This is a genomic window from Sphingomonas sp. TF3 (genome assembly GCF_003985085.1).
GTDB lineage: Bacteria > Pseudomonadota > Alphaproteobacteria > Sphingomonadales > Sphingomonadaceae > Sphingomonas.
On record NZ_RWKS01000004.1, the window covers coordinates 231,498 to 257,012 of the forward strand.

Here is a 25,515-nt window from a genome sequence, read left to right on the forward strand (position 1 = left end):
CGCGCGCGACTTATTGAGCGAGCGGAACTGCGCCGTTATCGGCCCGCGCGGCGGTGTTGCCGGTCGGCGCGAGCGCGCTGCGTGCGCCGCTGGCGAAGGGAACGCTCGGGTCGGTCTGCGCCGGTGCCTGGATCGGCGCGGTTGCGGCGGCGGGCGGCGGCGTGGTTGGTGCCACCACCTTGGCCACGCGCCCTTGCGCTGCGAGCACGGCGAGCAGGATGCTGAGCGCGATGAACAGACCGCCCAGAATCGAGGTCGCCCGCGTCAGGAAATCGGCTGCGCCGCGCGCCGACATCAGGCCGCCCGGGCTACCGCCCATGCCCAGCCCACCGCCCTCGGAACGCTGCATGAGAACGACCGTCACCAGCGCCAGCGCAATGACGAAATGGACGACGAGGAGAAACTGGAAGAGCAACATGAAGCGGGTTGAATCCTTGGAGCGCCAATGGCGAAGCCGGGCACATAGGCGAGGTGCGCCACGCGATCAACCGCACGCCGCGTCGGACTGGTTGTAAACATTCCGCAATCGAACTGAAACCTGATGCGACGCGGCGCGTTAGGTTCGCAGGAATATCCCCAATTGTGGGGCTTTATCGCGTCATTTGCGGACACTTGCCGTGGCTTCACACACCAATCATGCCCTCACCGAATGGATGGAGACCCTGGTCGATTATGTTCGGTCGGGCGAACCCGATTTGACCAATCGGCAAATGGCCCTGTTGCTGCTGGTATATCTCCAGCCGGGGCCGCACACCGTGCGCGGACTGGCTACGATGCTGAACGTTTCGAAGCCGGTTATAACGCGCGCCTTGAACAGGCTCGGCACCCTGGGCTATCTGCGCCGTCAACGCGACGATAACGACAAGCGTAATATCTTCGTCGCACGTACCTCCGAGGGGGCAGAGTTTCTTGACGATTTCGGGCAGTTCATCGGCGACAGCACGCCACAACCCGCTCCCCAGCGAGCCCTTCGACGCGCCAGTACGTAGGAGCTTCGCGCTCCAGGGCGCGTCGGTCGCGCTCGATCCGCGGCGGCATGCGGTGCGCCGCGATCTCGCCGATATTCGCCTGGCCGACCGCGTTTTCGCGCCGCATTATGCCTGCGCCGTCCCCCGCGTGCTGATCGCTGCGGCAGACTTGCGCGAGGCACCCGGCCCCGATTCGGCGGTGTTGGCCGAATTGGAGATTGGCGACGTGTTCGAGGTACTGGAATTTGTGCGCGGCCGTGCCTGGGGCCGCGCGCCGGGCAAGGATCTGGTCGGCTATATCGACGCCGATGCCTTGTCATGGCCCGCGGCATGAGCATTTCGGTCTTCATCGATGGTGCGCACGGCACCACTGGCCTGGAAATCCGCGAGCGGCTTGCCGGACGCAGCGAAATATCGTTAATCTCGCTCGACGAAGCGCGGCGCAAGGATCCCGTGGCGCGCGGCGAAGCGCTGAACGACAGTGACTTCGTGATTTTGTGCCTGCCCGACGATGCCGCACGCGAGGCCGTTTCGCTGATCGACAATGATCGCACACGCGTGATCGACGCTTCGACCGCGTTCCGCACCTCCGATGGCTGGACGTATGGCTTTCCCGAACTCGAACCCGGTCAGGCCGCCGCGATCGCCGAGGCCAAGCGTGTCAGCAATCCCGGCTGTTATCCGACTGGCTTCCTCGCGCTCGTCCGTCCACTGGTCCGCGCCGGGCTGGTGCCGGTCGATTGGGCGATCAGCGTCAATGCCCTGTCGGGCTATTCGGGCGGCGGCAAGGCGATGATCGCCGACTATGAGGGCGTCAATCCACCGCCTGCGGCGCGCGCCTATGCCCTTGGCCTCGCGCACAAGCATGTGCCCGAGATGCAGAAGCACGCCCGGCTCGAACATCCGCCGATCTTCATGCCGTCGGTCGTGAACACCTATCGCGGGATGATTGTCGAGGTTCCGCTGGCGCTCCACATGTTCACCCGCCGCCCGACTTTGGCGGTGTGCGAATCGACGCTGCGCGAAGCCTATGCCGACAGCGCGCTGATCCGCGTTGCCGATGCCGATGCCGCCGCTGTGTGTATCGAGGACGATGCCGGTACGGATCGGCTGACCGTCCGGGTGTGCGGCAACGCCGCCACCGGTCAGGCCCGTCTGATCGCGACGCTCGACAATCTCGGCAAGGGCGCTGCGGGGGCTGCGGTGCAAAGTCTCAACATCATGGCGGGTCTCGATCCGGTGGCGGGGCTGACGCTGTAATTTTTTGCCGCTTTACGATACGTATTCACCTTGGCGGCGCGCGTTCGCCTCTTTAGGTGACCCCTTCCCCAGGAGGCTGATTTCGCATGCCCACCCGCACGCCCGTCGCCAAATTGATGTTGTTCGGCGCGACCGGAGATCTCGCGCAGCGGATGCTGCTCCCCTCGCTTTATGGCCTGCACGCCGATGGCCTGCTGCCCGAGGGGCTGACGATCACCGGCACCGCCCGCTCCGAGCATACCGATGCGAGCTTTCGTAAATTCGCCAAGCAGGCACTCGACCAGTTCCTGCCCGAGGACCGCAAGGACGAGAAAGCCGCGAAAACCTTCCTCGACCGCCTGCAATATCAGGCGCTCGATGCGACCGATCTCAATCATTACAAGCAGCTCGCCGAAAAGGTCGGCGATGTGTCGGGTGGCCTTGCCATCTTCCTGTCGACGGCACCCTCGCTGTTCGAACCGGTCATTCGCGGGCTCGAATCGGCGGGCCTCGCCGGGGAAACCGTGCGAATCGGGTTGGAAAAGCCGCTCGGCTACGATCTCGCCTCCAGCCGCGAGATCAACGATACGGTCGCCAGCGCCTTCCCCGAGGAGCGGACCTTCCGCATCGATCATTATCTGGGCAAGGAAACCGTCCAGAACATTCTCGCCCTGCGCTTCGGCAACAGCTTTTTCGAGCCGGTGTGGAATGCGCGCGGCATCGACAATGTCCAGATCACCGTCTCCGAAACCGTCGGCCTGGAAGAGCGCGCGGCCTATTATGACGGCGCTGGTGCCTTGCGCGACATGGTTGCCAACCACATGCTGCAGTTGCTCGCGCTGATCGCGATGGAGCCCCCGGCCCGCTTCGACGGATCGGCGATCCGCGATGAAAAGGCCAAGGTGTTCCGCTCGCTGCGCCAGATCGCCCCGGCGGATGCGCCGTTGATGTCGGTCACCGGCCAATATGCGGCGGGTGCCAGCGGCGGCCAGATCGTGCGCGGCTATATCGACGAACTCGGCAAGCCTTCGACCACCGAGACCTTCGTCGCGATCAAGGCGCATGTCGACAATTGGCGCTGGCAGGGCGTGCCCTTCTATTTGCGCACCGGCAAGCGCATGACCACGCGCCGTTCCGAAATCGCGATCCAGTTCAAGCCCGTGCCGCATTCGATGTTCTCGAACCGCGGCGGCCTGCTGCAGCCCAATGCGCTGATCATCCGCCTGCAGCCCGAGGAATATGTGCAGTTGCTGGTGATGGCCAAGGAACCCGGCCTCGACCGCGACGGCATCCGCCTGCGCGAAGTGCCGCTGAACCTCAGCCTCGATTCGGAATTTGCCGGCACGCGCCGTCGTATCGCCTATGAGCGATTGCTGCTCGATCTGATCGAGGGCGACCAGACCCTGTTCGTCCGCCGTGACGAGGTCGAGGCGCAATGGACCTGGATCGACGCGATCCGCGCCGGTTGGGTCGCCAATGACATGAAACCCAAGAGTTATGCTTCGGGCAGTTGGGGCCCGAGTGCTGCCATCGCGCTGACCGAGCGCGACGGCGTGACCTGGCAGGACGATTGAAATCCCCCTCTCCCCGCCGGGGAGTGGGAAAGCGAGCGAAGCGAAGCGCGGGAGAGGGGCAGTGACGCGGACATTCGTCTGACGCACTGCGCCACTCCCCCTCCCCCCCACCCTCTACCCGCAAGCGGAGAGAGGGAGATGAAGGACAAAGATCATGAGCGAAGAAATCGAATGGTGGGATTATGACGATGCCGAGGAGATGGCGGATGCTGTTTCCGGGGACATTGCCTTCATCATCGAATCGGCGATCGATGCGCGCGGTGCCGCCGTCATCGCTTTGTCGGGCGGCAAGACGCCGATCCCGATCTACGAACGCCTGGCCAAAGCCAAGATCGACTGGAAGCGCGTCACCATCGTGCCGACCGACGAGCGCATCGTGCCGCTGGGCGATCCGCTGTCCAACGTCACGATGATCGCCAAGACCTTCCTACCCAAGGGCGCGCGCGTGATGCCGATCGTCCCCGCCGCGACCGCCGATTACAAGGCCGCCGGGCGCTCGGCCGATGCGCTGATGCAGGATCTGCACTGGCCGCTCGATTTGTGCCTGCTCGGCGTCGGCGCCGACGGCCACACCGCCTCGATCTTCCCCGGCCCCGATTTTGACGAAGCGCTGGCGGGACCGAACGAGCGCCGCGCGCTGGGCGTGATGCCCGAGCCGCTGCCCAAGGAAGCGCCGGTCGCGCGCGTCACCTTGAGCCGCGCGGCAATCGTCTCGGCGCGCGCGCTGATCATCGCGGTCACCGGCGACACCAAGAAGAAAGTGATCGAGCAAGCGATCAAGCAAGGGCCGTCCTCGGCTTACCCGATCGGCCGCGTGCTGGCCGATGCCGAATTGCCGGTCGACATTCACTGGGCGGCTGCGTGACAGCAACGCGCCCCGCACCGTCACCCCGGGCTCGTCCCGGGGTCCACCGCGCCGCCTGGCCAGCGATCGCGGGACGCGCTGCGGGGTGGATGCCGGGACAGGCCCGGCATGACGGAGAAGTTTCATGACCCTGCACCCGGAAATCGCCGCCGTCACCGACCGCGTGATCGAGCGTTCCAAGGCCACCCGCGCCGCCTATCTCGGCCTGATCGGCCGCGCGCGCGATTCGCATATCGAGCGCCCCGCCATGGGCTGCGCCAATGCCGCGCACGCTTATGCCGGCACCGAGGAGGACCGCCCTGCCCTCACCTCGGGCAAGGCGATGAACATCGGCATCGTCTCCGCCTATAACGACATGCTCTCGGCACATGCGCCTTACTATCGCTACCCCGAGCAGATGAAGGTGTGGGCGCGCGAGGCGGGTGCCACCGCGCAAGTCGCAGGCGGCGTGCCCGCTATGTGCGACGGCGTGACGCAGGGCTATCCCGGCATGGAGCTGTCGCTGTTCAGCCGCGATACCATCGCTCTCTCCACCGCGATTGCGCTGAGCCACGGCGTGTTCGAGGGCGCGGCGCTGCTCGGCATTTGCGACAAGATCGTGCCGGGCCTGCTGATGGGGGCCTTGCGCTTCGGCCATTTGCCGATGGTGCTGATCCCCTCAGGCCCGATGCCCTCTGGCCTGCCCAATAAGGAAAAGGCCGCCGTGCGCGAAGCCTTTGCCGAGGGCAAGGTCGGCCGCGAGGCGCTGCTCGAAGCCGAGATCGGTGCCTATCATTCCAAGGGCACCTGCACCTTTTACGGCACCGCCAATTCCAACCAGATGATGATGGAAGTGATGGGCCTGCACATGCCGGGTGCCGCCTTCGTCAACCCCGGCACCAAACTGCGCCAGGAACTGACCCGCGCCGCCGTCCACCGCCTTGCCGCCAATGGCTGGCATGGCGACGATTATCGCCCGCTCGGCCTGTGCGTCGATGAGAAAGCGATCGTCAATGCCGCAATCGGCCTGCTCGCGACCGGCGGCTCGACCAATCACCTGCTGCATTTGCCCGCAATTGCGGCGTGCGCCGGGATCGTGCTCGACTGGGAGGATTTCGATCGCCTGTCCAAGGCGGTGCCGCTCATCACCCGCGTCTATCCCAACGGGTCGGCCGATGTGAACGGGTTCGAGGCGGCGGGCGGCATGCCCTTCGTCATTCGCGAACTGGTGTCGGCCGGGTTGCTCCACGGCGATCTGCTGACGGTCGCGGGCGACAGCCTTGCCGATTATGGGCGCAAGCCGGTAATCGAAGGCGACGCGCTTGCGTGGGTCGATCCCGGCCCGAGCGGCGACGAGAGCATCCTGCGCGCCGCGTCCGCGCCATTCGCGCCCGAGGGCGGCTTCCGCATTCTCACCGGCAATCTCGGCCGCGCCTGCATCAAGGTGTCGGCGGTCGAGCAGGATCGCTGGACGATCGAGGCCCCCGCGCGCGTGTTCCACGATCAGGCGTCGGTTCAGGCCGCGTTCCAGGCGGGCGAGCTTGACCGCGACGTCGTCGTCGTCGTGCGCTTTCAGGGCCCACGCGCCAATGGCATGCCCGAACTCCACAAGCTCACGCCCCCGCTCGGCGTGCTGCAGAATCGCGGCTTCCGCGTCGCGCTCGTCACCGATGGCCGCATGTCGGGTGCGAGCGGCAAGGTGCCGTGCGCGATCCATTGCTCGCCCGAGGCATTGGGCGACGGTCCGCTCTCGCGCGTCCGCGATGGCGACGTGATCCGGCTCGATGCGGTGACCGGCGAACTGTTCGCGCGGGTCGATCCGGCGGAATGGGCGGCGCGCACGCCCGTCTCGATGCCGAGCGAAATCGACGGCATGGGCCGCGAACTGTTCGGCCTGTTCCGCCAGAACGCCAATGAAGCCGAGCGCGGCGCATCGCCGCTGCTGACCGGCATGGGATGGTAAGCATGGAAATCGTTTCGGTCGATATTGGCGGCACGCACGCGCGCTTTGCGCTGGCCGAAGTGGCCGAGGGCCGGGTCGTCTCGCTGGGCGAGCCGGTGACGCTCAAGACCGCCGAATATGCCGGTTTCCAGACCGCGTGGGAGGCGTTCGGCACGCAATTGGGGCGCGCGCTGCCGCGTGCCGCCGCCATCGCGGTCGCCTCGCCGATCAGCGGCGACGTGATCAAGCTGACCAACAATCCCTGGGTGATCCGCCCGCCGCTGATCAAGGAGCGGCTCCACGTCGACAGCTTCGTGCTGATCAACGATTTCGGCGCAGTCGGCCAGGCGGTGGCCCAAGTCGATCAGGGCGATTTCCTGCACCTGTGCGGGCCGGACGTGCCCTTCCCCGATCACGGTGTCCTCACCGTCTGCGGCCCCGGCACGGGCCTGGGCGTGGCGCAGGTGCTGCGCGGGCCGGATCGCTATCATGTGATCGAGACCGAGGGTGGCCATGTCGATTTCGCGCCGCTCGACGGGCTGGAGGACCAGTTGGTCAAGCGCCTGCGCAAGGCCTATACCCGCGTCTCGGCCGAACGCGTCGTCTCCGGCCCCGGCATCGTCGCCATTTATGAAACGCTGGCCGACATCGAACATCGTGTCATCCCGCGTATTGACGACAAGGCGATCTGGGCTGCGGCGCTCGATGGTGAGGATAGCCTGGCGGTCGCGGCGATGGACCGTTTCTGCTTGAGCCTCGGCGCGGTCGCGGGCGATCTCGCGCTGGCGCATGGCGCGAACGGCGTGGTCATCGCGGGCGGGCTTGGCCTGCGCCTCAAGGACCATATCCGCAATTCGGGCTTTGCCGAGCGCTTCGCCGCCAAGGGCCGTTTCCAGAACCGCATGGCCGCGATTCCGGTCAAACTCATCACCCATCCGCAGCCCGGCCTGTTCGGCGCGGCGGCGGCTTATGCCCAGGAGTACACCTTATGACCGCTTCGCCCTCCATTGCCGACGTAATGCAGACCAGCGCCGTCATCCCGGTGCTGGTGATCGACGACGCCGCCACCGCGCGTCCGCTCGCCGAGGCGCTGGTCGCAGGTGGCCTGAAGGTGCTCGAAGTCACGCTGCGCACCCCGGCCGCGCTCGACGCGATTCGCGAGATGAAGAAGGTGCCCGGCGCGATCGTCGGGGCCGGGACCGTCGTGAACCCCGACCAGTTTGCCCAAGCCGTGGACGCCGGGGCGGAATTCATCGTCTCGCCCGGCCTGACCCAGCACCTCGCGCGCCCGATCATCGACGCAGGCGTGCCGTTCCTGCCGGGCATCGCCAATGCCGCCGACATCATGACCGGGCTTGACCTTGGCCTCACCCACTTCAAGTTCTTCCCGGCCGAGGCGAATGGTGGGCTGAAGGCGCTGAAGGCGCTCGCCGCGCCGTTCTACCAGTGCAAATTCTGCCCGACCGGCGGCATCACCGAGACGAGCGCGCCCGAATGGCTCGGCTTCGCGCCGGTGCTGTGCGTCGGCGGTAGCTGGGTGACGCCCAAGGGCGCCTCGATGGCCGAGGTGGAAGCGCTTGCGCGCGCGGCGAGCAGGCTGCGGGGCTAAGCGCACACCCGTCACCCCGGCCTCGTGCCGGGGTCCACCGGCCCGCCAAGACAACCGCCCGCAGAACACGCGGCGCGGTGGATGCCGGGACAAGCCCGGCATGACGGGCGTGGGGCGACCAGAACAATCTGCGGCGCACCACCCTCACTCCCCGTCAGGATCAAGCGCCTTCTTGGCCAGGCGCGTCAGCAGCGTGATCGGATCGCGGCCATTGCCATAGCCGTAGGCAGCCGCTTCGCGTTTGCTGCACCGCCGCTCCCCGGCAAAGATTCCGCAGCGACCCGATGGGGTGATGGCGCTCAGGCCACTCGCCTCCGCCCCGCGCGCAGCATCCGCATCTGGCGCGGGCTCCTCGCGCAGCGGCAGCCGGTATTGATCCCGCCTTCGCCCGCACACGACAATTTCGTCAGCAGAGAGTGTATCGTCGCACTTGGGAAGCGCATTTAGCCCGATGGGCTTGGTGGTCCCGGCCAAATCGAAGGGCTTCGCGACCGGGGCAGCCTCTGCTGCCTGAAGGGCGATGCTCAGCCACAAGGACATCCATGCTTCCCCAACCGCCTGTTCCGCCGGAGGTACAGCAGATTGGGAACACTGCCAAGGCAACCACCCGTATGCCGCGCGGCCCGGTGGATGCCGGGACAAGCCCGGCATGACGGCTAGGGGCTAAATCCCGTGCGCCGCGCGGTACGCGCGCCACTTGGCGACATTGGCGTTATGTTGTTCCAGCGTGTCGGCGAAGACGTGCCCGCCCGACCCGTCCGCCACAAAGTACAGCGCATTTGAGGGGGCCGGGTTCAGCACCGCATCGATCGATGCGCGGCCTGGGTTGCAGATCGGCCCGGCGGGCAGCCCGACCATCGCATAGGTGTTGTAGGCGTTCACCGCGTGAACCTCGGACAGCAAGATCCGCCGCCCGAGTGGACGCCCCTTGGTGATCGGGTAGATGATCGTCGGGTCGGCCTGCAGCATCATGCCGCGCTTCAGCCGGTTGGAATAGACCGCCGCCACCATCGCGCGCTCGCTCGGCTTGCCGGTTTCCTTTTCCACGATCGAGGCGAGGATAAGGGCCTGTTCGGGCGTGGTCACGGCCAGCCCAGGCTTGCGATTCGCCCAGGCATTGGCGAGGTAGCGGCGCATCACGCTCTGCATGCGTTTGACGAGAAAGGCGCGACTGTCGCCACGCTGGAACGCGTAGCTGTCAGGCAGGATGCTCCCTTCCTCGGGCACCGGAACCGTTCCGGTCAGCCCCGGCGTCTTGTCGAGCGCGTCCTTGACCAGCACCGAGGGCCAGCCCTCGGGGATCGTCACGAAGCGCTGGATCGTCTTGGTGCCCTGCAACACCTTGAGGATGTCGGCCTGGCTCAGATGCGCCGGAATACGATATTCGCCGGCCTTGATCGGTGCATCCGCCCCGAACACCTTGGCAAACAGGCGGAAGCGCGACGCCGACGCAATCGCCCCGGCCTTCTCCAGTTGCACCGAAGCGGTTGCCAGGCTGCTGCCCGGCGCGATTTGCACTGTGATCGGGTGGGCGAGCGGCCCGCGCCCGCCCCACATCTGCGCAACGCCGAACAACGCGGCAATCGCGACAAGCCCGAGCAGCAATCCAAGGCAACCGAGCTTGCGCATGGCGCTACTTCCCGTTCGGGCTGAGCGTGTCGAAGCCCAGCTCCCCAAAAGCGGAGGTTCCGTCCGCGGCGGGCTGCCCTTCGACAGGCTCAGGGCGAACGGAAGCGGTCGGCATCAGATCGCCCGCATCACCAGGCTCGCATTCGTCCCGCCAAAGCCGAACGAGTTGTTGAGCACCGCCTTGACCGAGCGCTTCTTGGCGACATGCGGCACCAGATCGACGCCCGCGCAATTCTCGCTCGGATTGTCGAGGTTGAGCGTCGGCGGCACGATCTGGTCGCGCAAAGCGAGGATGCAGAAGATGCTCTCCACCGCACCCGCGCCGCCGAGCAGATGCCCAATCGCCGACTTGGTCGAGCTCATCGACAGCGTGTCGATATTGTTGCCGAACAGGCGACGCACCGCGTTCAGTTCCAGCTCGTCGCCAAGCGGAGTCGAGGTGCCGTGCGCGTTGATGTAATCGATGTCGGACAAAGCGAGGCCCGACTTCTTCATCGCCATCTGCATCGAGCGGAACGCGCCCGAGCCTTCCGGGTGCGGCGCGGTGACGTGATAGGCATCGCCCGACAGGCCATAGCCGATCACCTCGGCATAGATTTTCGCGCCGCGCGCCTTGGCGTGCTCATATTCCTCAAGGCAGACGACGCCCGCGCCCTCGCCCATGACGAAGCCGTCGCGATCCTTGTCATACGGGCGGCTGCCGCGTTCGGGGGTCGCGTTGAAATTGGTCGACAGCGCGCGCGCCTGCGCGAAACCGGCAATGCCGAGCGGGCAGATCGCGCCCTCGGCACCGCCTGCCAGCATCACGTCGGCATCGTCCATCGCGATCATCCGCGCGGCATCGCCGATCGAATGCGCGCCGGTCGAACAGGCGGTGACGACCGCGTGGTTAGGCCCCATCAGGCCGTATTTGATCTGCACCTGGCCAGTGATGAGGTTGATCAGGCGGCCATGCACGAAATGCGGGGAGACGCGGCGCGGCCCCTTTTCATGCAACACGATCGATTCGCTGGCGATGCCCGGAAGGCCGCCAATGCCCGATCCGATCGAGCAACCCGCGCGGAACTTCTGTTCCTCGGTCATGTCGAGCAGACCGGCGTCTTCCAGCGCCTGCCCGGCGGCATCGATGCCATAGATAATGAACGGATCGACCTGGCGCTGCACCTTGTGGTCGACGCGCTTGCCCGGGTCGAAGCCATAGGCGTGATCGGCGGGCTTTACCTCGCACGCGATCGTGCAGGCATAATCGGTCGCGTCGAAGCGCGTGATCGTGCCCGCGCCCGATTTCGACGCCAGGATGTTCGCCCAGGCGGTTTCGACATCGGCCCCCAAAGGCGTCACCAGCCCGAGTCCGGTTACGACAACACGGCGCATGGCCATCTCCGTTTATTCAAATGCTCGTAAATGGGAAACGGCCCCTCGCCCCCGGTCAGTGCCCTGGGACGGGGAGCCGTTCCTGTGTTCAGCCGTGCGGCCGCGCCAGAGGCGTGGCGCTCAGCCCTTGTGCTCGTCGATAAAGGTGATCGCATCCTTGACGGTCGTGATCTTCTCGGCAGCATCGTCGGGAATTTCGACTTCGAATTCTTCTTCGAACGCCATCACGAGTTCCACGATGTCGAGGCTGTCCGCGCCCAGATCGTCGATGAAGCTCGCGTCTTCCGTCACCTTGTCGGCTTCGACGCCGAGGTGCTCGACGACGATCTTCTTAACGCGCTCTGCGATCTCGCTCATTGTATCTTCCCTCTAGTCGGTGGGGGTTTAGGTGTTTCCTGAACGCACGTAGAACGCGCATCGGAACGGCGCAAGAGGGCGGTGACGCCAGCGCAGGCTATTTGCCTGCATAGGCCTTTTCGGCATCGTGTTCGCCAATCTCCGAATAGATCGCCATATTGAAGGCTTGGCCCAGCGCCTGCACGTCGGCAGGGGTCAGCCCTTCAATCTTCACGCCCACATTCTGCAAATACGCGAACGCCGCCCGATTGAGCTCGGGAGTCACGCCGCCTTTCGCATAGATGGCGCGCCCGTCCGGCGTTAGGCCCTCGACATAACGGGTCACGATTCCGTCGGTCAGGCCGAAGCGGCGGCCGCGCTCAATCGCATCCTCGCGCAGCACGCGCATCGAAAAGAATTGCACGGCGGCATTCTCGCGCGGCTTGCCCCATCCATACGTCCGTCGGCAATTCTGGACGACCTTGCTCACCACCGTCATGGCAACCTTGCCGCCCTTGCTGGTCGGCTGGAAATGCGCGCCGACCAGATCGACCAAATCGGCATTGGGCAGACGATCGGTATGCGTCACAATACAGCCGACCGGCGGCAAATCCGCATTGGACGCGATCGCAGGCAAAGGCGCGCAGGCAAGCGCGATAAAGCTTCCAATAAAGACGATGCGCATCCTGTATCCCCAATATTTGGCAGTGCCGACTCAGATTCGCCGATCAGATCATCGCCATACCGCCGTTGACGTGCAAGGTCTGCCCGGTGACGTAACCCGCCTCACGGCTGGCCAGATACACCACGGCCGCGCCGATATCCGCGCCCTCGCCCATTTTGCCGATCGGGATCCGCGCGTTGAGCGCTTCCTTTTGCGCATCGGGCAGGCTGTCGGTCATCGGCGAGGCGATGAAGCCCGGTGCGACGCAATTGACAGTAATGCCGCGGCTGGCAAGTTCCTGCGCCAGCGCCTTGGACATCGCGGTCAGCGCGCCCTTGGATGCGGCATAATTGGCCTGGCCCGGGTTGCCGGTGGTGCCGACGACCGAGGTGATCGACACGATTCGCCCGAAGCGCGCCTTCATCATCGGCCGCGCCGCCGCGCGGGCCAGCCGGAACGCCGCCTCCAAATTGACGCGGATCACCTGATCCCATTCCTCGTCCTTCATCCGCATGACGAGGTTGTCGCGCGTGATGCCGCCATTGTTGACGAGGATGTCGAGCTTTCCCCCCAACGCCTCGACCGCTGCGGGCACCAGTGCATCGACTGCGGCACCATCCGAAAGGTCGCACGGCAAAGCGACATGGTCGCCGCCGAGGCTATCCCGAAACGCCTCCAATTTTGCGACATTGGACCCGGAAACCGCCAACCGCGCCCCCTGCCCGGCCAAGGCCTGGGCGATCGCCGATCCGATTCCGCCGGATGCTCCGGTCACCAGCGCGGTCATGCCTGTAAGGTCGAACATTGTCTTAATCTCCAGGGTTGATTGGTTCGCGCAGAGGCGCAGAGGACTCAAAGACGTGGTTATTAACCAGCCTGCGGACGCCCTCTTTCAGCGTGTCGCCACCAAAGTTGATCAGCAGCCCGACGGGCTGCCTCGTTAATCTCAGATAGGTCAGTAATTGCTTTGCATGGACGGGCAGGAGCCGCTCGATCGATTTGATTTCGACGACAAGCCGCTGGTCCACCAGCAGGTCGATCTTGAAAGCGCCTTCGAAGTGCATCCCATCGAAATCGATGGAAACCGGCCGCTGCCGCTCGACAGCGTAGCCCATTTTCATCAACCGGCCTGCCAGCAAGGCTTCGTAGACGCTTTCCATGAGCCCCGGCCCGAGATCACGATGCAAACGCAACGCGACATCCAGCACGTCCCCGCTGACCTGGTCGATATCTCTCACTTCTTCTCCGCGTCCTCCGCGCCTCTGCGCGAACAAACCTTCTAAAGCGCCTTCGCCAAAGCCTCGATCTCCGCCATCGTCACCACGCTGACGGCATCGACGTCCGCCGCGATGCGTTTGACCATCGGGGTCAGCACCTTGCCGCCGAATTCGACGAAGCGCTCCACGCCCGTTTCCGCCATCGCCAGCACCGATTCGCGCCAGCGCACCATGCCGGTCACTTGCTCGACCAATAGCCGCCGGATCGTGTCGACATCGCCGACCGGCGAGGCGGTGACATTGGCGACAACCGGAACCAGCGGCGCATCGATCCGCGCATCGGCCAGCGCCTTTGCCATCGCGTCGGCGGCGGGCTGCATCAGCGGGCAGTGGAACGGTGCCGATACCGGTAGCAAGACCGCACGCTTCGCCCCCATCTCCTTGGCGAGTGCCACCGCGCGTTCGATTGCGCCGCGATGGCCCGAGATCACCACTTGCGACGGATCATTGTCATTGGCGACGGTGCACACCCATTTGTCTCCGCCTTCCGGCGCGGGCCCCTCGGCCGCCGCCTCGGCGATTGTGCGCGCCTTGTCGATATCGGCCCCGAGCAGGGCCGCCATCGCACCCACGCCGACTGGCACTGCGGCCTGCATCGCCAGCCCGCGATGCTTCAGCAGCAACGCCGTCGTCGCCAGGTCGATCGCGCCCGCAGCGCACAAAGCGGTATATTCGCCCAGCGAATGCCCCGCGACATAATCGGCCTTGTCCGCCAGCCGGATACCGCCCTCTTTCTCCAGCACCCGCAATGTCGCGATGGCATTGGCCATGATCGCGGGCTGGGCATTTTCGGTCAGTTGCAGCTGATCCTCCGGCCCTTCGCTCATCAGCCGGAACAGATGCTGGCCCAGCACCTCGTCGACTTCCTGAAACACCGCCCGCGCCTCCGCGCTCCCCTCGGCCAGCGCCTTGCCCATGCCAACGCTCTGGCTGCCCTGCCCCGGAAAAATGAAAGCGCGCATCGTGATACTCCTTTGGTGCGGCGGTTAGGCGCTCCGCCAAAGCCGCGTCAAGAACGGGGCACCCTGCGCTGAACCTGAACAGGGCCGAAGCGGGCGGGACACTTTGCGACCATTTCGGGTTCTATCCGCCACGGGCGTGCGACAACCACGTCCCACATATGTGTTCGACGCCGGGAGTAAGGCGCCGTGTACAAACAAGGAGCCCATCATGAAGAAACTCATCCTCGCCGTTCTGGCCGCCACCACCGTCCTCAGCCCGCTCGCCGCGAGCGCGCAGCAGCGCGACGAGCGCCGCACGACGGAGGTCCGCCATCAGCCAAATGGCCGCACCGTCGTCACCAAGCGCACGGTCGTCCGGCCCGAACCCGGCCGTCGTTGGGCCCGCGGGCAGCGCTTCGACCGCCGCTATGCCTCCAACTATCGCGAAATCAGCGATTGGCGTCAGTATCGCGGCCGCCGCCTGTACGCGCCGCCGCGCGGCTATCACTGGGTGCGCTCGGGCAATGACGCCGTCCTCGTCGCGCTCAGCGGCGGCCTGATCGGCGCGGTGCTGGCCGGCGCGTTCAACTAAGGCGCGTCGTCTTCGTCATGCCGGGCTTGTCCCGGCATCCACCGGGCCGCACACCCTGCAATCGATCCGCGCGGAAGACGGTGGACCCCGGCACAAGGCCGGGGTGACGGAGGTCCGTACCGGGCTTGCCTTCCTCGCGAATTTCGCTATGGGACGCCGATCGGGGTGGAGAGCGCACGCTTTCCGCCCCGGTTGTTATGCAAGACGATAGCCGGAGGGGCGTTTCGCATGGTGCGGGCGTCAGCGATCGGCCAAGAAGAGAGACGAGACACATGGCTCTATACGAGCACGTGTTCCTTGCGCGCCAGGATCTGGCACAGGCGCAAGTGGACGCTCTGGCGGAAATCGCCACCAAGATCGTGAACGATAATGAAGGCCGGGTCGTCAAGACCGAGAATTGGGGCCTGCGCAGCCTCGCCTACAAGATCGCGAAGAACCGCAAGGCGCATTACGTCATGCTCGAAATCGATGCCCCGGGCAGCGTGATCGTCGAGCTGGAGCGCCAGGTTCAGATCAACGAAGACATTATTCGCTACATGACCGTCAAGATCGACGCGTCCGAAGAGGGCCCGAGCGTGATGATGCGCAAGTCCGATCGTGACCGTGAGCGTCGCAGCGATCGTGAAGGCGGCCGCGAAGGCCGTGGCGATCGTCCCGACCGCGGCGACCGCGAGGATCGCCCCCGCCGCAGCTTTGACGGCGAATAAGGAGCTATAGATATGGCACGCCCATTTTTCCGCCGCCGCAAGAGCTGCCCCTTCTCCGCGAAGGACGCCCCCCGGATCGATTATAAGGACGTCCGTCTGCTGCAGGGCTTCGTGTCCGAGCGTGGCAAGATCGTCCCGTCGCGCATCACCTCGGTGAGCGCCAAGAAGCAGCGCGAGCTCGCCCAGGCGATCAAGCGTTCGCGCCATCTGGGCCTGCTGCCCTACATCGTTAAGTAAGGGGCCCAACAGATGGACATCATCCTGCTGGAACGCGTCGAAAAGCTCGGCAACATCGGCGACGTCGTCAAGGTCAAGGACGGCTTTGCCCGTAACTACCTGCTGCCGAACAAGAAGGCGCTCCGTTCCAACGAAGCCAACCGCAAGGTCTTCGAAAAGAACCGCGAAAAGATCGTGGCCGACAACGCTGCCAAGCGTTCGGAAGCCGAGGTCGAAGCCAAGACGATCGACGGCATCACGCTGACGCTGATCCGCCAGTCGTCGAACACCGGCCAGCTTTACGGTTCGGTCGCGGTGCGCGATCTGATCGAAGCGCTCGACGCCGCTGGCCACAAGGTCTCGAAGTCGGCGATCGTGCTTAACAAGCCGATCAAGGCGATTGGCCTCTATGAGGTCAAGGTTTCGCTGCACCCGGAAGTGTCGGTGACGATCAAGGTCAACATTGCACGCTCGCCCGAAGAGGCCGAGATGCAGGCCAAGGGCGTCAACGTCATGGAAGCCATGTTCGAAAAGGACGAGGCTGGTTTCGTCGAAGCGTACGATCCCAATGCCGAACCCGGCGCGACGGCGGAAGTCGGCGCGGACGATGCCGAGGCACCGGCCGCAGCCTGAGCCGTTCGCTCAAGCGCACAGAAAAAGGGCCGTCCGGAGCAATCCGGGCGGCCCTTTTCTTATGTGTGCCTGTCCTCCCCGGCACGGGGAGGATGCAGTTACCCCGTGACCGCGCACGCGCCGACCAGCGCAGCAAAGGGGATAAGCGCTAGAAAAACGGGAAGAATCTTGTTCATGGGAAAGATCGCTTTGCGGTGATGGGATGTTGCCTGGACAACGTTGCGCATGAGATGCGTATGCGCGCCGCCCAATTCAATACGGCGAAGCGTTCTTTATTGTAGACAAAATGAGCGAATCAACGCTCCGTCGTTCATTCCTGCGCAAGCCGCACGCTATTTCCGCCCGAACAACTTCTCGATGTCGCCATGCGCCAGCTTCACCCAGGTCGGACGACCGTGATTGCATTGGCCCGAGTGCGGGGTGACCTCCATTTCGCGCAGCAGCGCGTTCATCTCGGCGACCGACAGCACCCGCCCGGCGCGGACCGAGCCGTGGCATGCCATCGTCGCGGCGACATGGTCGAGCCGCTCGCGCAAAGACAGCGCTTCATCGAATGCCGCCAGTTCATCGGCAAGATCGGTGACGAGGCCCGTCACATCCCCCTGACCGAGCATCGCCGGCACGCCGCGCACCAGCATCGCGCGCGGGCCGAAGCGGTCGAGGTCCAGCCCGAATTCACTCAGTTCCGCCGCGCGCGCCTCGAGCCGGTCGCAGGCGCTCTCGTCGAGTTCGATCACTTCGGGCAGCAGCAGCGCCTGGCTCGCCACCCCGCCGCTCGCCATTGCCTTGCGCATGCGTTCGAGCACGAGCCGTTCGTGCGCGGCGTGCTGGTCGACCAGGATCAGCCCGTCGCGGCTTTCGGCGACGATATAGGTCTTGGCCACCTGCCCGCGCGCGACGCCGAGCGGATAGTCGGCGGTTTCGGGCGGCGGCGCATAAGCCGGTTCGGCGCGAGCTTGCGGGGGTGGGGTGAAGCTGGGGCGGCGGTCGTTGAGGGTGTAAGCGGGCCGTGGCGCTTCCCACTGCCCCTCTCCCCGACCCTCTCCCCACAAGTGGGGAGAGGGAGATGGCGGCGCGATCGCCTCGACCGGCTCGCTTTGCCAAGCCGCCATCGCCGTTTCCGGTGCCCGCTGGCTGCGGTGCCCGGCTTCATCCAGCGCGCGGCGCAGGCCGCTGACGATCAGCCCGCGCACCAGCGCCGGATCGCGGAAGCGCACTTCGGTCTTCGCCGGATGCACGTTCACGTCGACCGCGTCGGGCGGCACGTCGAGGAACAAGGCCACCACCGCATGGCGGTCGCGCGGCATCATCTCGGCATAGGCGCCGCGAATCGCCCCGATCAGCAGGCGGTCCTTCACCGGGCGCCCGTTGACGAACAGATATTGGTGGTCGGCAATGCCGCGATTGAAGGTGGGCAACCCGGCGATGCCGCCAAGCCCGATCCCTTCGCGCACGAAATCGACGCCAACGCCATTGTCGATCAACCCGCGATCGGTCAGCGCGGCGACGCGGTCGGGCAAGGTCTCGCCCGCACTCACCCCGAACGAGCGCCGCCCGTCATGCTCGACCGAAAACCCGATGTCGGGCCGTGCCATGGCGAGCCGCTTGACCACGTCGATGCAGGCGGCGAACTCGCTACGCGCCGAGCGCAGGAACTTGCGCCGCGCGGGCACGCGCTCGAACAGCGCCTCGACGCGCACGCGCGTGCCCGGTGGAATCGCAGCGGGGCCCTCGGACAGCAGCACGCCATTGTCGACCACGCGCGCCCACCCTTCCGCCCCGCGCGGGCGGCTTTCCAGCGTGAGGCGCGCGACGCTCGCGATAGAGGGCAACGCCTCGCCGCGAAAGCCGAGCGTACTGACCGCTTCGATCGCCTCATCGGGAAGCTTGGAGGTGGCATGGCGCTCCAGCGCCAGTGCCATATCGGGCGGGGTCATGCCGCATCCGTCGTCGGTCACTTCGACCAGATCGGTCCCCCCACCCCCAAGGCGCACAGCGATGCGGGTGGCCCCGGCGTCGATCGCATTCTCGACCAGTTCCTTCAACGCGCTGGCGGGCCGTTCCACCACTTCACCGGCAGCGATGCGATTGACGAGATGTTCTGGCAGGCGGCGTATTGACATGGCCTAGCCTCTAGCCCAATCGACGGCATCCCGCGACCCGCATTCAACCGAGCATCAGAGCGTGGAGGCAACGCTCTGAACGCCCCGGTTGCAAGCGACGCGCGACCTTTGTGCGACCTGTCGGCAGTTCATTAAGTCCGGCGTGAAACGGAACGATCCATGGGCTTTTTCTCGAATCTCTTCCGCTTTTCTTCTCATGACATGGCCATCGATCTCGGCACCGCCAACACGGTCGTCTATCTGCGCGGCAAGGGCATCGTGCTCAACGAGCCGTCGGTCGTTGCGGTCGAGACGCTCAATGGCGTCAAACGCGTCAAGGCAGTGGGTGACGACGCCAAGCTGATGATGGGCAAGACGCCTGACAGCATTCAGGCGATCCGCCCGTTACGCGATGGCGTCATCGCCGACATCGACGTTGCCGAGCAGATGATCAAGCACTTCATCCACAAAGTGCATGGCGGACAACGCCGCTTCATGCGCTGGCCGCAAATCGTGATCTGCGTGCCGTCGGGCTCGACCTCGGTGGAACGCCGCGCGATCCGCGATGCCGCTTCGAATGCCGGGGCCAGCCAGGTCTGGCTGATCGAGGAGCCGATGGCCGCCGCGATCGGCGCCGACATGCCGGTTACCGAGCCGATCGGTTCGATGGTCGTCGATATCGGCGGCGGCACCACCGAAGTCGCCGTGCTCTCGCTGCGCGGCCTCGCCTACACCACCTCGGTACGCGTCGGCGGCGACAAGATGGACGAAGCGATCGTCTCCTACGTTCGCCGCAACCACAATCTGCTGATCGGCGATGCCACCGCCGAGCGGATCAAGCAGGAAGTCGGCGTCGCCAAGCCGCCGCTCGACGGCATCGGGCTGACGATCCACGTCAAGGGTCGCGATCTGGTCAACGGCGTGCCGAAGGAAATCCAGATCAACCAGGGCCAGATCGCCGAGGCGCTGAGCGAGCCCGTCGGCCAGATCGTCGAGGGCGTGCGCATCGCGCTTGAAAACACCGCCCCCGAACTGGCGGCCGACATTGTCGATCAGGGCATCGTGCTTACCGGCGGTGGCGCATTGCTCAAGGGCATCGATGAGGTGCTGCGCGATGAGACCGGCCTGCCCGTCACCATCGCCGACGATCCGCTGACCTGCGTCGCGCTCGGCACCGGTCGCGCGCTGGAGGATCCGGTGTTCCGGGGCGTCCTCCACTCGGCGTGACGCACTGAAATGACACGTCCTTGTGCCTGAGCAGCTAGGGTAGCCCCTACTCAGGCACAGCGACATCGCGTAAGGCGAAGACCGGTTTCTATAGGCGGCCTTCGGGCTTTTGGATGGGGTTAGCATGGCGCCGCCACACAATCGGCGCCCGGGTTTTTCGCGGCGGGCGCAATACGGTTTCTTCCTGGCATATGTCGTCGCGTTGGCGGGTGCGATCGTCAGCGCGGTGCTGCTTGCCTTGTCCTCGCTCGATCCGCCCGCCTTCGCCTCGCTCCGCGCCAGCCTGGCGGAGGTCACCACACCGGTGTCTTCGGGGATTTCCGGGGTCGGCAACTGGCTGGGCTCGATCCCGGGCGGGATTGGCGACTATATCGCCGTGCGCGGCCAGAATGCCGCCTTGCGCAAACAACTGGCCGACCAGCACGCGCTGTTCATGCGCGCGCGCTCGCTCTCCTATGACAACCGCCGCTTGCTCGCACTGCTCCAGGTGCGCGAGCGCATTGCCGAGCCGGTGGTGGCGGCGCGTCTCGTCAGTTCCACAGGCTCCAGCACGCGGCGCTTTGCCGTGCTCAACGCGGGATCCTGGCAGGGCGTCGCCACCGGCCAACCGGTGCGCGGGCCCGAAGGCCTGATCGGTCGCGTCCTCGAGACCGGCCCGAACAGCGCGCGCGTACTGCTGCTGATCGATCCGGAAAGCGTGGTGCCGGTGCGCCGCACGCGCGACGGCATGCCAGCGCTCGCCGCCGGGCGCGGGGACGGGTTGATCGACGTAAAATCGGTTGCGCTTTCCACCACTGATTTCGGGCCGGGCGACGTGTTCGTGACCTCGGGCACCGGCGGCATATACCCGCCCAACATTCCTGTCGCGCGCGTGCTCCGGCGTGGCCGTGACGCCTCGATCGCGCGCAGTTTCGCCCAGGCCGACACGCTGGATTACGCGCTGGTGCAGCGCGCTTTCATGCCCGAGCCGCCGCCCATTCCCGTGCCGATCCCAACGCCCAAACCCGCCAAGCCCAAGAAGAAGAAATGAGCCAGGTTCGCGGCCCGTTCGACGAGGCACCGGTAACCGGTTTTCAGCGCTTCGTGCCGGCGCTGTCGGTCGTGGTCGGCTCGGCGGTGACGCTGTGGCCGTTCATCGCGACCTTTCCGATCCTGCCGCCCTTCGGGCTGTTGATGCTGCTCGGCTGGCGGCTGACCAAACCCGATTCGCTCCGCATCTGGGCCCCGCTTCCGCTGGGGTTGTTCGATGATCTGATCAGCGGTCAACCACTCGGCACCGCTATGCTGTTCTGGACACTGTGCTTCTTCATGATCGACCTGATCGACCAGCGCATCGTCTATCGCGATTTCTGGCAGGACTGGCTGGTCGCCGCGGGGTCGGTCGCCTTCTGCCTCATCATGGGGCGCCTTGTCGCCGCGCCGCTTGGCGCGCATGTCGATACCGTCCTGCTGTTGCAGATCGTGATCGCAACCCTGCTGTTCCCGCTCGCCGCGCGCATCTGCGCGATGCTGGCGGGCGATGAGGAGCAGGAATGAAGCGCCCCACCTTTGCGCAATCCCCGCGCATGGTGACCGAGGCTTCGCAAAGCTATAGCTTTTCGCGCCGTGCCATCCTGCTGGGCGGCGTGCAAGGCGCGGTTGGCGTCGCGCTCGCCGGACGCATGGCCTGGCTCGCCATCGCTGAAAACGCACGGTATAGCTCGCTCAGCGAAAGCAACCGCGTCAACATGACGCTGGTCCCGCCCCGGCGTGGCTGGATCGTCGATCGCCACGGCGCGCCGATCGCCAACAACCGCACCGACTTTCGGGTCGACATCATCCCCGACCGGCTCGAAAACAAAGGCCATGTGCTGGGGTTGCTGCGCGACATTCTGAAACTGCCGCCCGAGGAAATGGACCGGCTCGTCGCCGATCTGGAGCACGCCGCCGGGTTCCAGCCGGTTCAGGTGGCGGAGAACCTCGATTGGGAACGCTTCGCCGCCGTCAGCGTGCGCCTGCCCGAGCTTCCCGGCGTCGCCCCTACGCGCGGCTTTTCGCGGAGCTATCCGGCGGGGGCGGCGGTCGCCCACCTCACCGGCTATGTCGGTGCCGCCTCCGCCGAACAGTATAAGCAGACGCGTGACCCGTTGATGGTCACACCAGGCTTCAAGCTGGGCAAGGACGGCCTGGAGAAGACGCTGGAATCGACGCTGCGCGGGGTGGCCGGCCAAAAGCGGGTCGAGGTGACGGCGCGCGGCAAGCTCGTCGCCGAACTGGCCACCAAACCCGATCAGCCGGGCACCAACGCCCGTCTGACGATCGATGCGGGCCTGCAGGAATATGCCGCGCGCCGTCTCGGGACCCAATCGGGCTCGGTCGTGGTGATCGACTGCCTGACGGGGGAGATGTTGGCGATGGTGTCGATGCCAGCCTATGATCCTAACACTTTCTCCGACGGGATCAGCCATCTCGAATGGAAGATGCTGTCGGACAACGACCATGTGCCCTTGATGAACAAGGTGCTCCAAGGGCTGTATCCACCGGGCTCGACCGTCAAGCCGATGAACGGCCTGGCCCTGCTCGGCGCGGGGGTTCCGGCATCCGATCGGGTCGTCTGCACGGGCGCGTTGCGCGTCGGCAACGGCATCTTCCACTGCCATAAAAAGAGCGGGCACGGCGCGCTCGACCTCAAAAATGCGATCATGCAGAGCTGCGACATCTATTTTTACGAGATGGTTCGGCGGCTCGGCTATGAGCATGTCGCCCCGGTCGCGCGCACGCTCGGGCTCGGGCAGAAGTTCGCCTTGCCGTTCAACAGCCAGCGTTACGGCACCGTGCCCGACCCCGCCTGGAAACTGCGCCGCTACAAACACCCATGGACCGTGGCCGATTCGCTCAACGCGTCGATCGGCCAGGGCTATGTGCTGTCCAATCCGCTCCAGCTTGCGGTCATGGCCTCGCGGCTGGCTTCGGGCCGCGCGCTGCAGCCGAGCATCCTCGCGGCGGACGTTCGCCGGGACGCCCCGCTCCTGCCATTCGAGCCCGATCACCTCCAGACCGTCCACGAGGCGATGTGGGGGGTGGTCAATGGCGGCGGCACCGGTGGCGCGGCACGGATGCTGATCCCCGGCGTTCAACTCGCCGGCAAGACCGGCACCGCGCAGGTCCGCCGCATCACCATGGCCGAACGCGCCGGCGGCGTGCTCAAAAATGGTGCGCTGCCGTTCAAGATGCGCGACCATGCGCTGTTCCAGGGTTTCGCACCACACGACAAGCCGCGTTATGCGATCGCCGTGGTGCTCGAACATGGCGGCCACACCGTCCGCAATCTCGACACACCCGCGATCGCACGCGATATCATGACCTATCTGTTCGACCGCGACCGCGCGCTCGCCTCGCTGGCCGAGGCGGAGCCGACCTGGGGCGGCGATATCAAGACCCGCATGGCCGCAGAGACCGCCGCTTATCGTGCGGCGGCCGGAGCGCCGCCGCTGGCGGTCGGCGCGCAGACCGAGCTGAACGCCACTGCGCCGACCGACGCCCCCGCCGTCCGCGCGGCCTCCGCCGCGGATGTCGCTGCAGCGGAAGAGCTCGCCAATAGCGCAGCCCCCGGCAACACCGTCGCCGAAGACGGTACGACCGAGCGGGACCTCCCATGAGTGGCCTCAACTTCGTCCCGGCCCCCTTGGCGCAATTGCCATGGCGGATCCTGCTGCTGGTCATCGCGATCGGCGGCTTCGACCTGTTCGTGCTCTATTCGGCGGCGGGCGGCAGCATCCGGCCCTGGGCGCTTTCGCAAGGCATTCGCTTCGTCGTGTTTCTGGCGGGGGCGATCGCACTGTCGCGGGTACGCGAGACCACGTGGAGCAGCCTCGCTTTGCCGGCCTATGGCGTGCTGTGCGTGCTGCTTGTGCTGGTGGAACTGATCGGCGCGGTCCGCGGCGGCGGGCAGCGTTGGCTCGATCTCGGCATCGGCTTCCGGTTGCAACCGTCGGAATTGATGAAGCCGTGCATCGTGCTGGCCTGCGCGAAATTCTACGACATGCTTCCCCCCAACGAGACGCGGCGGTTCGGGGCGATCTGGCCTGCGGCCCTGCTCATTTTGATTCCGGCCGCCTTGGTGATGAAGCAGCCCGATCTGGGCACGGCACTGATGATCGTGATCGGCGGCGTGACGGTGATGTTCCTGGCGGGCGTGCCGCTGCGGCTGTTCATCGGCGGGGGGCTGGCACTGGCGGCGGCGGTGCCGCTTGCGGTCAATTTCGTGCTGCACGGCTATCAGCGCAACCGCATTCTCGTGTTCCTCAATCCCGAAAGCGATCCGCTGGGCATTGGCTATCACATCAGCCAGTCGAAGATCGCGATCGGATCGGGCGGCATTTTCGGCAAGGGCTTCCTCAACGGCACCCAGAGCCATCTCGACTACCTCCCCGAAGGCCATACCGATTTCGCTTTGGCGACGATGATGGAGGAATGGGGCCTGCTCGGCGGCGTGCTGCTGATCGTCGCCTTTGTCGGCATCGTGCAATGGGGCCTGGCGGCGGCATTGCAAGCGCAATCGCGCTTCGCCCGGCTGACCGCTGCCGGGCTCGCCGCGACGATCTTTTATTATGTGTCGATCAACATGGCGATGGTGATGGGCCTGGCCCCGGTCGTTGGCGTCCCGCTGCCCTTGATCAGCAATGGCGGGTCGTCGCAAATGACCTTCATGCTGTGTCTGGGCATCCTGATGTCGATCGACCGCACCAATCGCCAGACCACGCGCTGGTAATTTTTATGGGCTTTTCGCAAAAAAGGGTTTGCAACCCGCGGCGACGCTGCTAACCGGCCACCTCCCGCAGCGGTCGCGCCACCAAGCGCCTCGCCAGACCTCGCGAATGGACGCATAGCTCAGTTGGTAGAGCAGCTGACTCTTAATCAGCGGGTCCTTGGTTCGAGCCCAAGTGCGTCCACCATAACTTCTTCTTTTTACTTAGGTACTTAGGTCAGTCCCGGCCACGAGTTTGAGCCGGAATGGGCTTTCACTGTGACCATTTTTGTGACCTTGGCCGGCCGTTTCTCTCTCGGGCGCAGTGTGACCTAATTTGCCCTCAAAAATCAGCTGGTCTGCGTAAGGCTGCAAATGCTTCACCGACATGTGCGCGTAGCGGCGCACCATCGTTTCGGATTTCCAGCCCCCCAGCTCCTGCAGCACCCAGGTGGGCACGTCATTCTGCCGGAGCCAGCTTGCCCAGGTATGCCGCAGGTCGTGCCAGCGAAAATCGGTGATCCCCGCTCGCTTGAGCGCAGCTCGCCAATGTTTCGTGTTCACTTGCCCGATCGGTCGCCCGGCATAGGTGAACACGTGCTCGCACTGCTTGCCCCTCTGCCGCTCGAGGACCGAGATCGCGAGATCGTTGAGCGGAACGCCTAGCGCCTCGTTATTCTTGGTATCCCCGTGCTCGATCGTGACGATGCGACGGGAAAAATCGACCTGGTCCCAGGTCAGACTTTTGATGTTCCCCTGTCGCAAGCCCGTGGCGAGCGCGAACAGCATCAGATCCTGCTGGTGAGGTGGAAGTTCCTGCAGGAGGCGGTCGGCCTGTGCGCGGGTTAGCCAGCGCACGCGAACTTTCCCGTTCCTCGTGTAGGTCCTGAACGCCGGGACGTGCTCGACCCATTC

The 25,515-nt window shown here is 65.3% G+C and carries 28 protein-coding genes and 1 tRNA gene; 18 read left to right on the forward strand and 11 right to left on the reverse strand.

What is annotated here, in order from left to right; all coding sequences use genetic code 11:
- Positions 1–10 precede the first annotated feature (10 nt).
- The gene (gene secG, locus EJC47_RS05180) at positions 11–418 is read right to left on the reverse strand and encodes a preprotein translocase subunit SecG (protein WP_033966389.1); all 408 of its coding nucleotides are present in this window, start codon (positions 416–418) and stop codon (positions 11–13) included.
- 235 nt (positions 419–653) lie between these two features.
- Here secG and EJC47_RS05185 point away from each other — a divergent pair, with 235 nt between their 5' ends.
- The 8 genes from EJC47_RS05185 to eda all read left to right on the forward strand — a co-directional run bounded on the left by EJC47_RS05185 (position 654) and on the right by eda (position 8,176).
- A complete protein-coding gene (locus tag EJC47_RS05185) occupies positions 654–989 on the forward strand; it encodes a MarR family transcriptional regulator (RefSeq protein ID WP_126845813.1) in 336 nt (111 codons plus the stop codon).
- 52 nt (positions 990–1,041) lie between these two features.
- The gene (locus EJC47_RS05190) at positions 1,042–1,302 is read left to right on the forward strand and encodes an SH3 domain-containing protein (RefSeq protein WP_126845752.1); all 261 of its coding nucleotides are present in this window, start codon (positions 1,042–1,044) and stop codon (positions 1,300–1,302) included.
- Positions 1,299–2,228, forward strand: coding sequence for an N-acetyl-gamma-glutamyl-phosphate reductase (argC, locus tag EJC47_RS05195; RefSeq protein ID WP_126845753.1), 930 nt, complete (start codon positions 1,299–1,301; stop codon positions 2,226–2,228). The genes EJC47_RS05190 and argC overlap by 4 nt, the downstream gene beginning before the upstream one ends.
- Before the next feature lie 86 nt (positions 2,229–2,314).
- Complete coding sequence (gene zwf, locus EJC47_RS05200) at positions 2,315–3,781, forward strand: glucose-6-phosphate dehydrogenase (protein ID WP_126845754.1); 1,467 nt, start codon at positions 2,315–2,317, stop codon at positions 3,779–3,781.
- A gap of 154 nt (positions 3,782–3,935) precedes the next feature.
- Positions 3,936–4,646 carry a 6-phosphogluconolactonase gene (gene pgl, locus EJC47_RS05205; protein ID WP_126845755.1) on the forward strand — a complete coding sequence of 237 codons (711 nt, stop codon included), beginning with the start codon at positions 3,936–3,938 and terminating at the stop codon, positions 4,644–4,646.
- A gap of 124 nt (positions 4,647–4,770) precedes the next feature.
- Positions 4,771–6,588, forward strand: coding sequence for a phosphogluconate dehydratase (gene edd, locus EJC47_RS05210; RefSeq protein WP_126845756.1), 1,818 nt, complete (start codon positions 4,771–4,773; stop codon positions 6,586–6,588).
- 2 nt (positions 6,589–6,590) lie between these two features.
- A complete protein-coding gene (gene glk, locus EJC47_RS05215) occupies positions 6,591–7,559 on the forward strand; it encodes a glucokinase (protein WP_033965187.1) in 969 nt (322 codons plus the stop codon).
- A complete protein-coding gene (gene eda, locus EJC47_RS05220) occupies positions 7,556–8,176 on the forward strand; it encodes a bifunctional 4-hydroxy-2-oxoglutarate aldolase/2-dehydro-3-deoxy-phosphogluconate aldolase (protein ID WP_033965186.1) in 621 nt (206 codons plus the stop codon). The genes glk and eda overlap by 4 nt, the downstream gene beginning before the upstream one ends.
- A 144-nt stretch (positions 8,177–8,320) precedes the next feature.
- Here the strand turns inward: eda and EJC47_RS05225 are convergent, their stop codons facing one another.
- From EJC47_RS05225 to fabD, 8 genes are all read right to left on the reverse strand, one after another.
- The gene (locus EJC47_RS05225) at positions 8,321–8,716 is read right to left on the reverse strand and encodes a hypothetical protein (protein ID WP_126845757.1); all 396 of its coding nucleotides are present in this window, start codon (positions 8,714–8,716) and stop codon (positions 8,321–8,323) included.
- 123 nt (positions 8,717–8,839) lie between these two features.
- A complete protein-coding gene (mltG, locus tag EJC47_RS05230; protein ID WP_033965184.1) occupies positions 8,840–9,805 on the reverse strand; it encodes an endolytic transglycosylase MltG in 966 nt (321 codons plus the stop codon).
- A 114-nt stretch (positions 9,806–9,919) separates the two neighbouring features.
- On the reverse strand, positions 9,920–11,179 hold the full coding sequence (fabF, locus tag EJC47_RS05235) for a beta-ketoacyl-ACP synthase II (RefSeq protein WP_126845758.1): 1,260 nt from the start codon (positions 11,177–11,179) through the stop codon (positions 9,920–9,922).
- Positions 11,180–11,299: 120 nt separating this feature from the next.
- Complete coding sequence (locus tag EJC47_RS05240; RefSeq protein ID WP_033965183.1) at positions 11,300–11,536, reverse strand: acyl carrier protein; 237 nt, start codon at positions 11,534–11,536, stop codon at positions 11,300–11,302.
- A gap of 97 nt (positions 11,537–11,633) precedes the next feature.
- Positions 11,634–12,200 carry a hypothetical protein gene (locus EJC47_RS05245; protein WP_126845759.1) on the reverse strand — a complete coding sequence of 189 codons (567 nt, stop codon included), beginning with the start codon at positions 12,198–12,200 and terminating at the stop codon, positions 11,634–11,636.
- Between the two features lie 43 nt (positions 12,201–12,243).
- Positions 12,244–12,984, reverse strand: coding sequence for a 3-oxoacyl-[acyl-carrier-protein] reductase (gene fabG, locus EJC47_RS05250; protein ID WP_126845760.1), 741 nt, complete (start codon positions 12,982–12,984; stop codon positions 12,244–12,246).
- Positions 12,985–12,988: 4 nt separating this feature from the next.
- Positions 12,989–13,417 carry a GxxExxY protein gene (locus tag EJC47_RS05255; protein WP_126845761.1) on the reverse strand — a complete coding sequence of 143 codons (429 nt, stop codon included), beginning with the start codon at positions 13,415–13,417 and terminating at the stop codon, positions 12,989–12,991.
- A 41-nt stretch (positions 13,418–13,458) separates the two neighbouring features.
- The gene (gene fabD, locus EJC47_RS05260; RefSeq protein ID WP_126845762.1) at positions 13,459–14,418 is read right to left on the reverse strand and encodes an ACP S-malonyltransferase; all 960 of its coding nucleotides are present in this window, start codon (positions 14,416–14,418) and stop codon (positions 13,459–13,461) included.
- A gap of 208 nt (positions 14,419–14,626) precedes the next feature.
- Here fabD and EJC47_RS05265 point away from each other — a divergent pair, with 208 nt between their 5' ends.
- The 4 genes from EJC47_RS05265 (at position 14,627) to rplI (ending at position 16,545) form a co-directional block, all read left to right on the forward strand.
- The gene (locus EJC47_RS05265; protein WP_126845763.1) at positions 14,627–14,989 is read left to right on the forward strand and encodes an RcnB family protein; all 363 of its coding nucleotides are present in this window, start codon (positions 14,627–14,629) and stop codon (positions 14,987–14,989) included.
- A 272-nt stretch (positions 14,990–15,261) separates the two neighbouring features.
- A complete protein-coding gene (gene rpsF, locus EJC47_RS05270) occupies positions 15,262–15,696 on the forward strand; it encodes a 30S ribosomal protein S6 (RefSeq protein ID WP_010403344.1) in 435 nt (144 codons plus the stop codon).
- Between the two features lie 12 nt (positions 15,697–15,708).
- Positions 15,709–15,933: a 30S ribosomal protein S18 gene (gene rpsR / locus EJC47_RS05275; protein ID WP_010163758.1), complete on the forward strand. Its 225-nt coding sequence runs from the start codon at positions 15,709–15,711 to the stop codon at positions 15,931–15,933.
- A 12-nt stretch (positions 15,934–15,945) separates the two neighbouring features.
- Positions 15,946–16,545: a 50S ribosomal protein L9 gene (gene rplI / locus EJC47_RS05280; protein ID WP_010403349.1), complete on the forward strand. Its 600-nt coding sequence runs from the start codon at positions 15,946–15,948 to the stop codon at positions 16,543–16,545.
- A gap of 332 nt (positions 16,546–16,877) precedes the next feature.
- On the opposite strand, the gene mutL is transcribed toward rplI, so the two are convergent.
- Entirely contained in the window at positions 16,878–18,668 is a 1,791-nt protein-coding gene (mutL, locus tag EJC47_RS05285; protein WP_126845764.1) for a DNA mismatch repair endonuclease MutL, read from the reverse strand.
- Positions 18,669–18,827: 159 nt separating this feature from the next.
- Here mutL and EJC47_RS05290 point away from each other — a divergent pair, with 159 nt between their 5' ends.
- The 6 genes from EJC47_RS05290 to EJC47_RS05315 all read left to right on the forward strand — a co-directional run bounded on the left by EJC47_RS05290 (position 18,828) and on the right by EJC47_RS05315 (position 24,808).
- Positions 18,828–19,874 (forward strand): rod shape-determining protein, encoded by a 1,047-nt coding sequence (locus EJC47_RS05290; protein ID WP_010403353.1) that lies wholly within the window; start codon positions 18,828–18,830, stop codon positions 19,872–19,874.
- Positions 19,875–19,998: 124 nt separating this feature from the next.
- Positions 19,999–20,904, forward strand: coding sequence for a rod shape-determining protein MreC (mreC, locus tag EJC47_RS05295; protein ID WP_126845765.1), 906 nt, complete (start codon positions 19,999–20,001; stop codon positions 20,902–20,904).
- Positions 20,901–21,410 (forward strand): rod shape-determining protein MreD, encoded by a 510-nt coding sequence (gene mreD / locus EJC47_RS05300; RefSeq protein WP_126845766.1) that lies wholly within the window; start codon positions 20,901–20,903, stop codon positions 21,408–21,410. The genes mreC and mreD overlap by 4 nt, the downstream gene beginning before the upstream one ends.
- Positions 21,407–23,512, forward strand: coding sequence for a penicillin-binding protein 2 (gene mrdA, locus EJC47_RS05305; protein ID WP_126845767.1), 2,106 nt, complete (start codon positions 21,407–21,409; stop codon positions 23,510–23,512). The genes mreD and mrdA overlap by 4 nt, the downstream gene beginning before the upstream one ends.
- Positions 23,509–24,624, forward strand: coding sequence for a rod shape-determining protein RodA (gene rodA, locus EJC47_RS05310; RefSeq protein ID WP_126845768.1), 1,116 nt, complete (start codon positions 23,509–23,511; stop codon positions 24,622–24,624). Before mrdA ends, rodA begins: the two co-directional genes overlap by 4 nt.
- Positions 24,625–24,732: 108 nt before the next feature.
- A tRNA-Lys gene (locus tag EJC47_RS05315) sits at positions 24,733–24,808 on the forward strand.
- 17 nt (positions 24,809–24,825) lie between these two features.
- Here EJC47_RS05315 and EJC47_RS05320 read toward each other — a convergent pair.
- Positions 24,826–25,515 (reverse strand): site-specific integrase (locus EJC47_RS05320; protein WP_221885159.1); only part of this gene is annotated, 690 nt, incomplete at its 5' end.

What these genes read in the sequence shown, in the direction of transcription:
- rodA (WP_126845768.1), top strand. Translation starts at nt 23,509, where the DNA reads ATGAGTGGCCTCAACTTCGTCCCGGCCCCCTTGGCGCAATTGCCATGG.
- EJC47_RS05225 (WP_126845757.1), bottom strand. Translation starts at nt 8,716, where the DNA reads ATGTCCTTGTGGCTGAGCATCGCCCTTCAGGCAGCAGAGGCTGCCCCG.
- fabG (WP_126845760.1), bottom strand. Translation starts at nt 12,984, where the DNA reads ATGTTCGACCTTACAGGCATGACCGCGCTGGTGACCGGAGCATCCGGC.
- mreD (WP_126845766.1), top strand. Translation starts at nt 20,901, where the DNA reads ATGAGCCAGGTTCGCGGCCCGTTCGACGAGGCACCGGTAACCGGTTTT.
- EJC47_RS05265 (WP_126845763.1), top strand. Translation starts at nt 14,627, where the DNA reads ATGAAGAAACTCATCCTCGCCGTTCTGGCCGCCACCACCGTCCTCAGC.
- rpsR (WP_010163758.1), top strand. Translation starts at nt 15,709, where the DNA reads ATGGCACGCCCATTTTTCCGCCGCCGCAAGAGCTGCCCCTTCTCCGCG.
- EJC47_RS05245 (WP_126845759.1), bottom strand. Translation starts at nt 12,200, where the DNA reads ATGCGCATCGTCTTTATTGGAAGCTTTATCGCGCTTGCCTGCGCGCCT.
- mutL (WP_126845764.1), bottom strand. Translation starts at nt 18,668, where the DNA reads ATGTCAATACGCCGCCTGCCAGAACATCTCGTCAATCGCATCGCTGCC.
- fabF (WP_126845758.1), bottom strand. Translation starts at nt 11,179, where the DNA reads ATGCGCCGTGTTGTCGTAACCGGACTCGGGCTGGTGACGCCTTTGGGG.
- EJC47_RS05240 (WP_033965183.1), bottom strand. Translation starts at nt 11,536, where the DNA reads ATGAGCGAGATCGCAGAGCGCGTTAAGAAGATCGTCGTCGAGCACCTC.
- mreC (WP_126845765.1), top strand. Translation starts at nt 19,999, where the DNA reads ATGGCGCCGCCACACAATCGGCGCCCGGGTTTTTCGCGGCGGGCGCAA.
- pgl (WP_126845755.1), top strand. Translation starts at nt 3,936, where the DNA reads ATGAGCGAAGAAATCGAATGGTGGGATTATGACGATGCCGAGGAGATG.
- eda (WP_033965186.1), top strand. Translation starts at nt 7,556, where the DNA reads ATGACCGCTTCGCCCTCCATTGCCGACGTAATGCAGACCAGCGCCGTC.
- fabD (WP_126845762.1), bottom strand. Translation starts at nt 14,418, where the DNA reads ATGCGCGCTTTCATTTTTCCGGGGCAGGGCAGCCAGAGCGTTGGCATG.
- EJC47_RS05290 (WP_010403353.1), top strand. Translation starts at nt 18,828, where the DNA reads ATGGGCTTTTTCTCGAATCTCTTCCGCTTTTCTTCTCATGACATGGCC.
- edd (WP_126845756.1), top strand. Translation starts at nt 4,771, where the DNA reads ATGACCCTGCACCCGGAAATCGCCGCCGTCACCGACCGCGTGATCGAG.
- argC (WP_126845753.1), top strand. Translation starts at nt 1,299, where the DNA reads ATGAGCATTTCGGTCTTCATCGATGGTGCGCACGGCACCACTGGCCTG.
- rplI (WP_010403349.1), top strand. Translation starts at nt 15,946, where the DNA reads ATGGACATCATCCTGCTGGAACGCGTCGAAAAGCTCGGCAACATCGGC.
- rpsF (WP_010403344.1), top strand. Translation starts at nt 15,262, where the DNA reads ATGGCTCTATACGAGCACGTGTTCCTTGCGCGCCAGGATCTGGCACAG.
- mrdA (WP_126845767.1), top strand. Translation starts at nt 21,407, where the DNA reads ATGAAGCGCCCCACCTTTGCGCAATCCCCGCGCATGGTGACCGAGGCT.
- secG (WP_033966389.1), bottom strand. Translation starts at nt 418, where the DNA reads ATGTTGCTCTTCCAGTTTCTCCTCGTCGTCCATTTCGTCATTGCGCTG.
- glk (WP_033965187.1), top strand. Translation starts at nt 6,591, where the DNA reads ATGGAAATCGTTTCGGTCGATATTGGCGGCACGCACGCGCGCTTTGCG.
- mltG (WP_033965184.1), bottom strand. Translation starts at nt 9,805, where the DNA reads ATGCGCAAGCTCGGTTGCCTTGGATTGCTGCTCGGGCTTGTCGCGATT.
- zwf (WP_126845754.1), top strand. Translation starts at nt 2,315, where the DNA reads ATGCCCACCCGCACGCCCGTCGCCAAATTGATGTTGTTCGGCGCGACC.
- EJC47_RS05185 (WP_126845813.1), top strand. Translation starts at nt 654, where the DNA reads ATGGAGACCCTGGTCGATTATGTTCGGTCGGGCGAACCCGATTTGACC.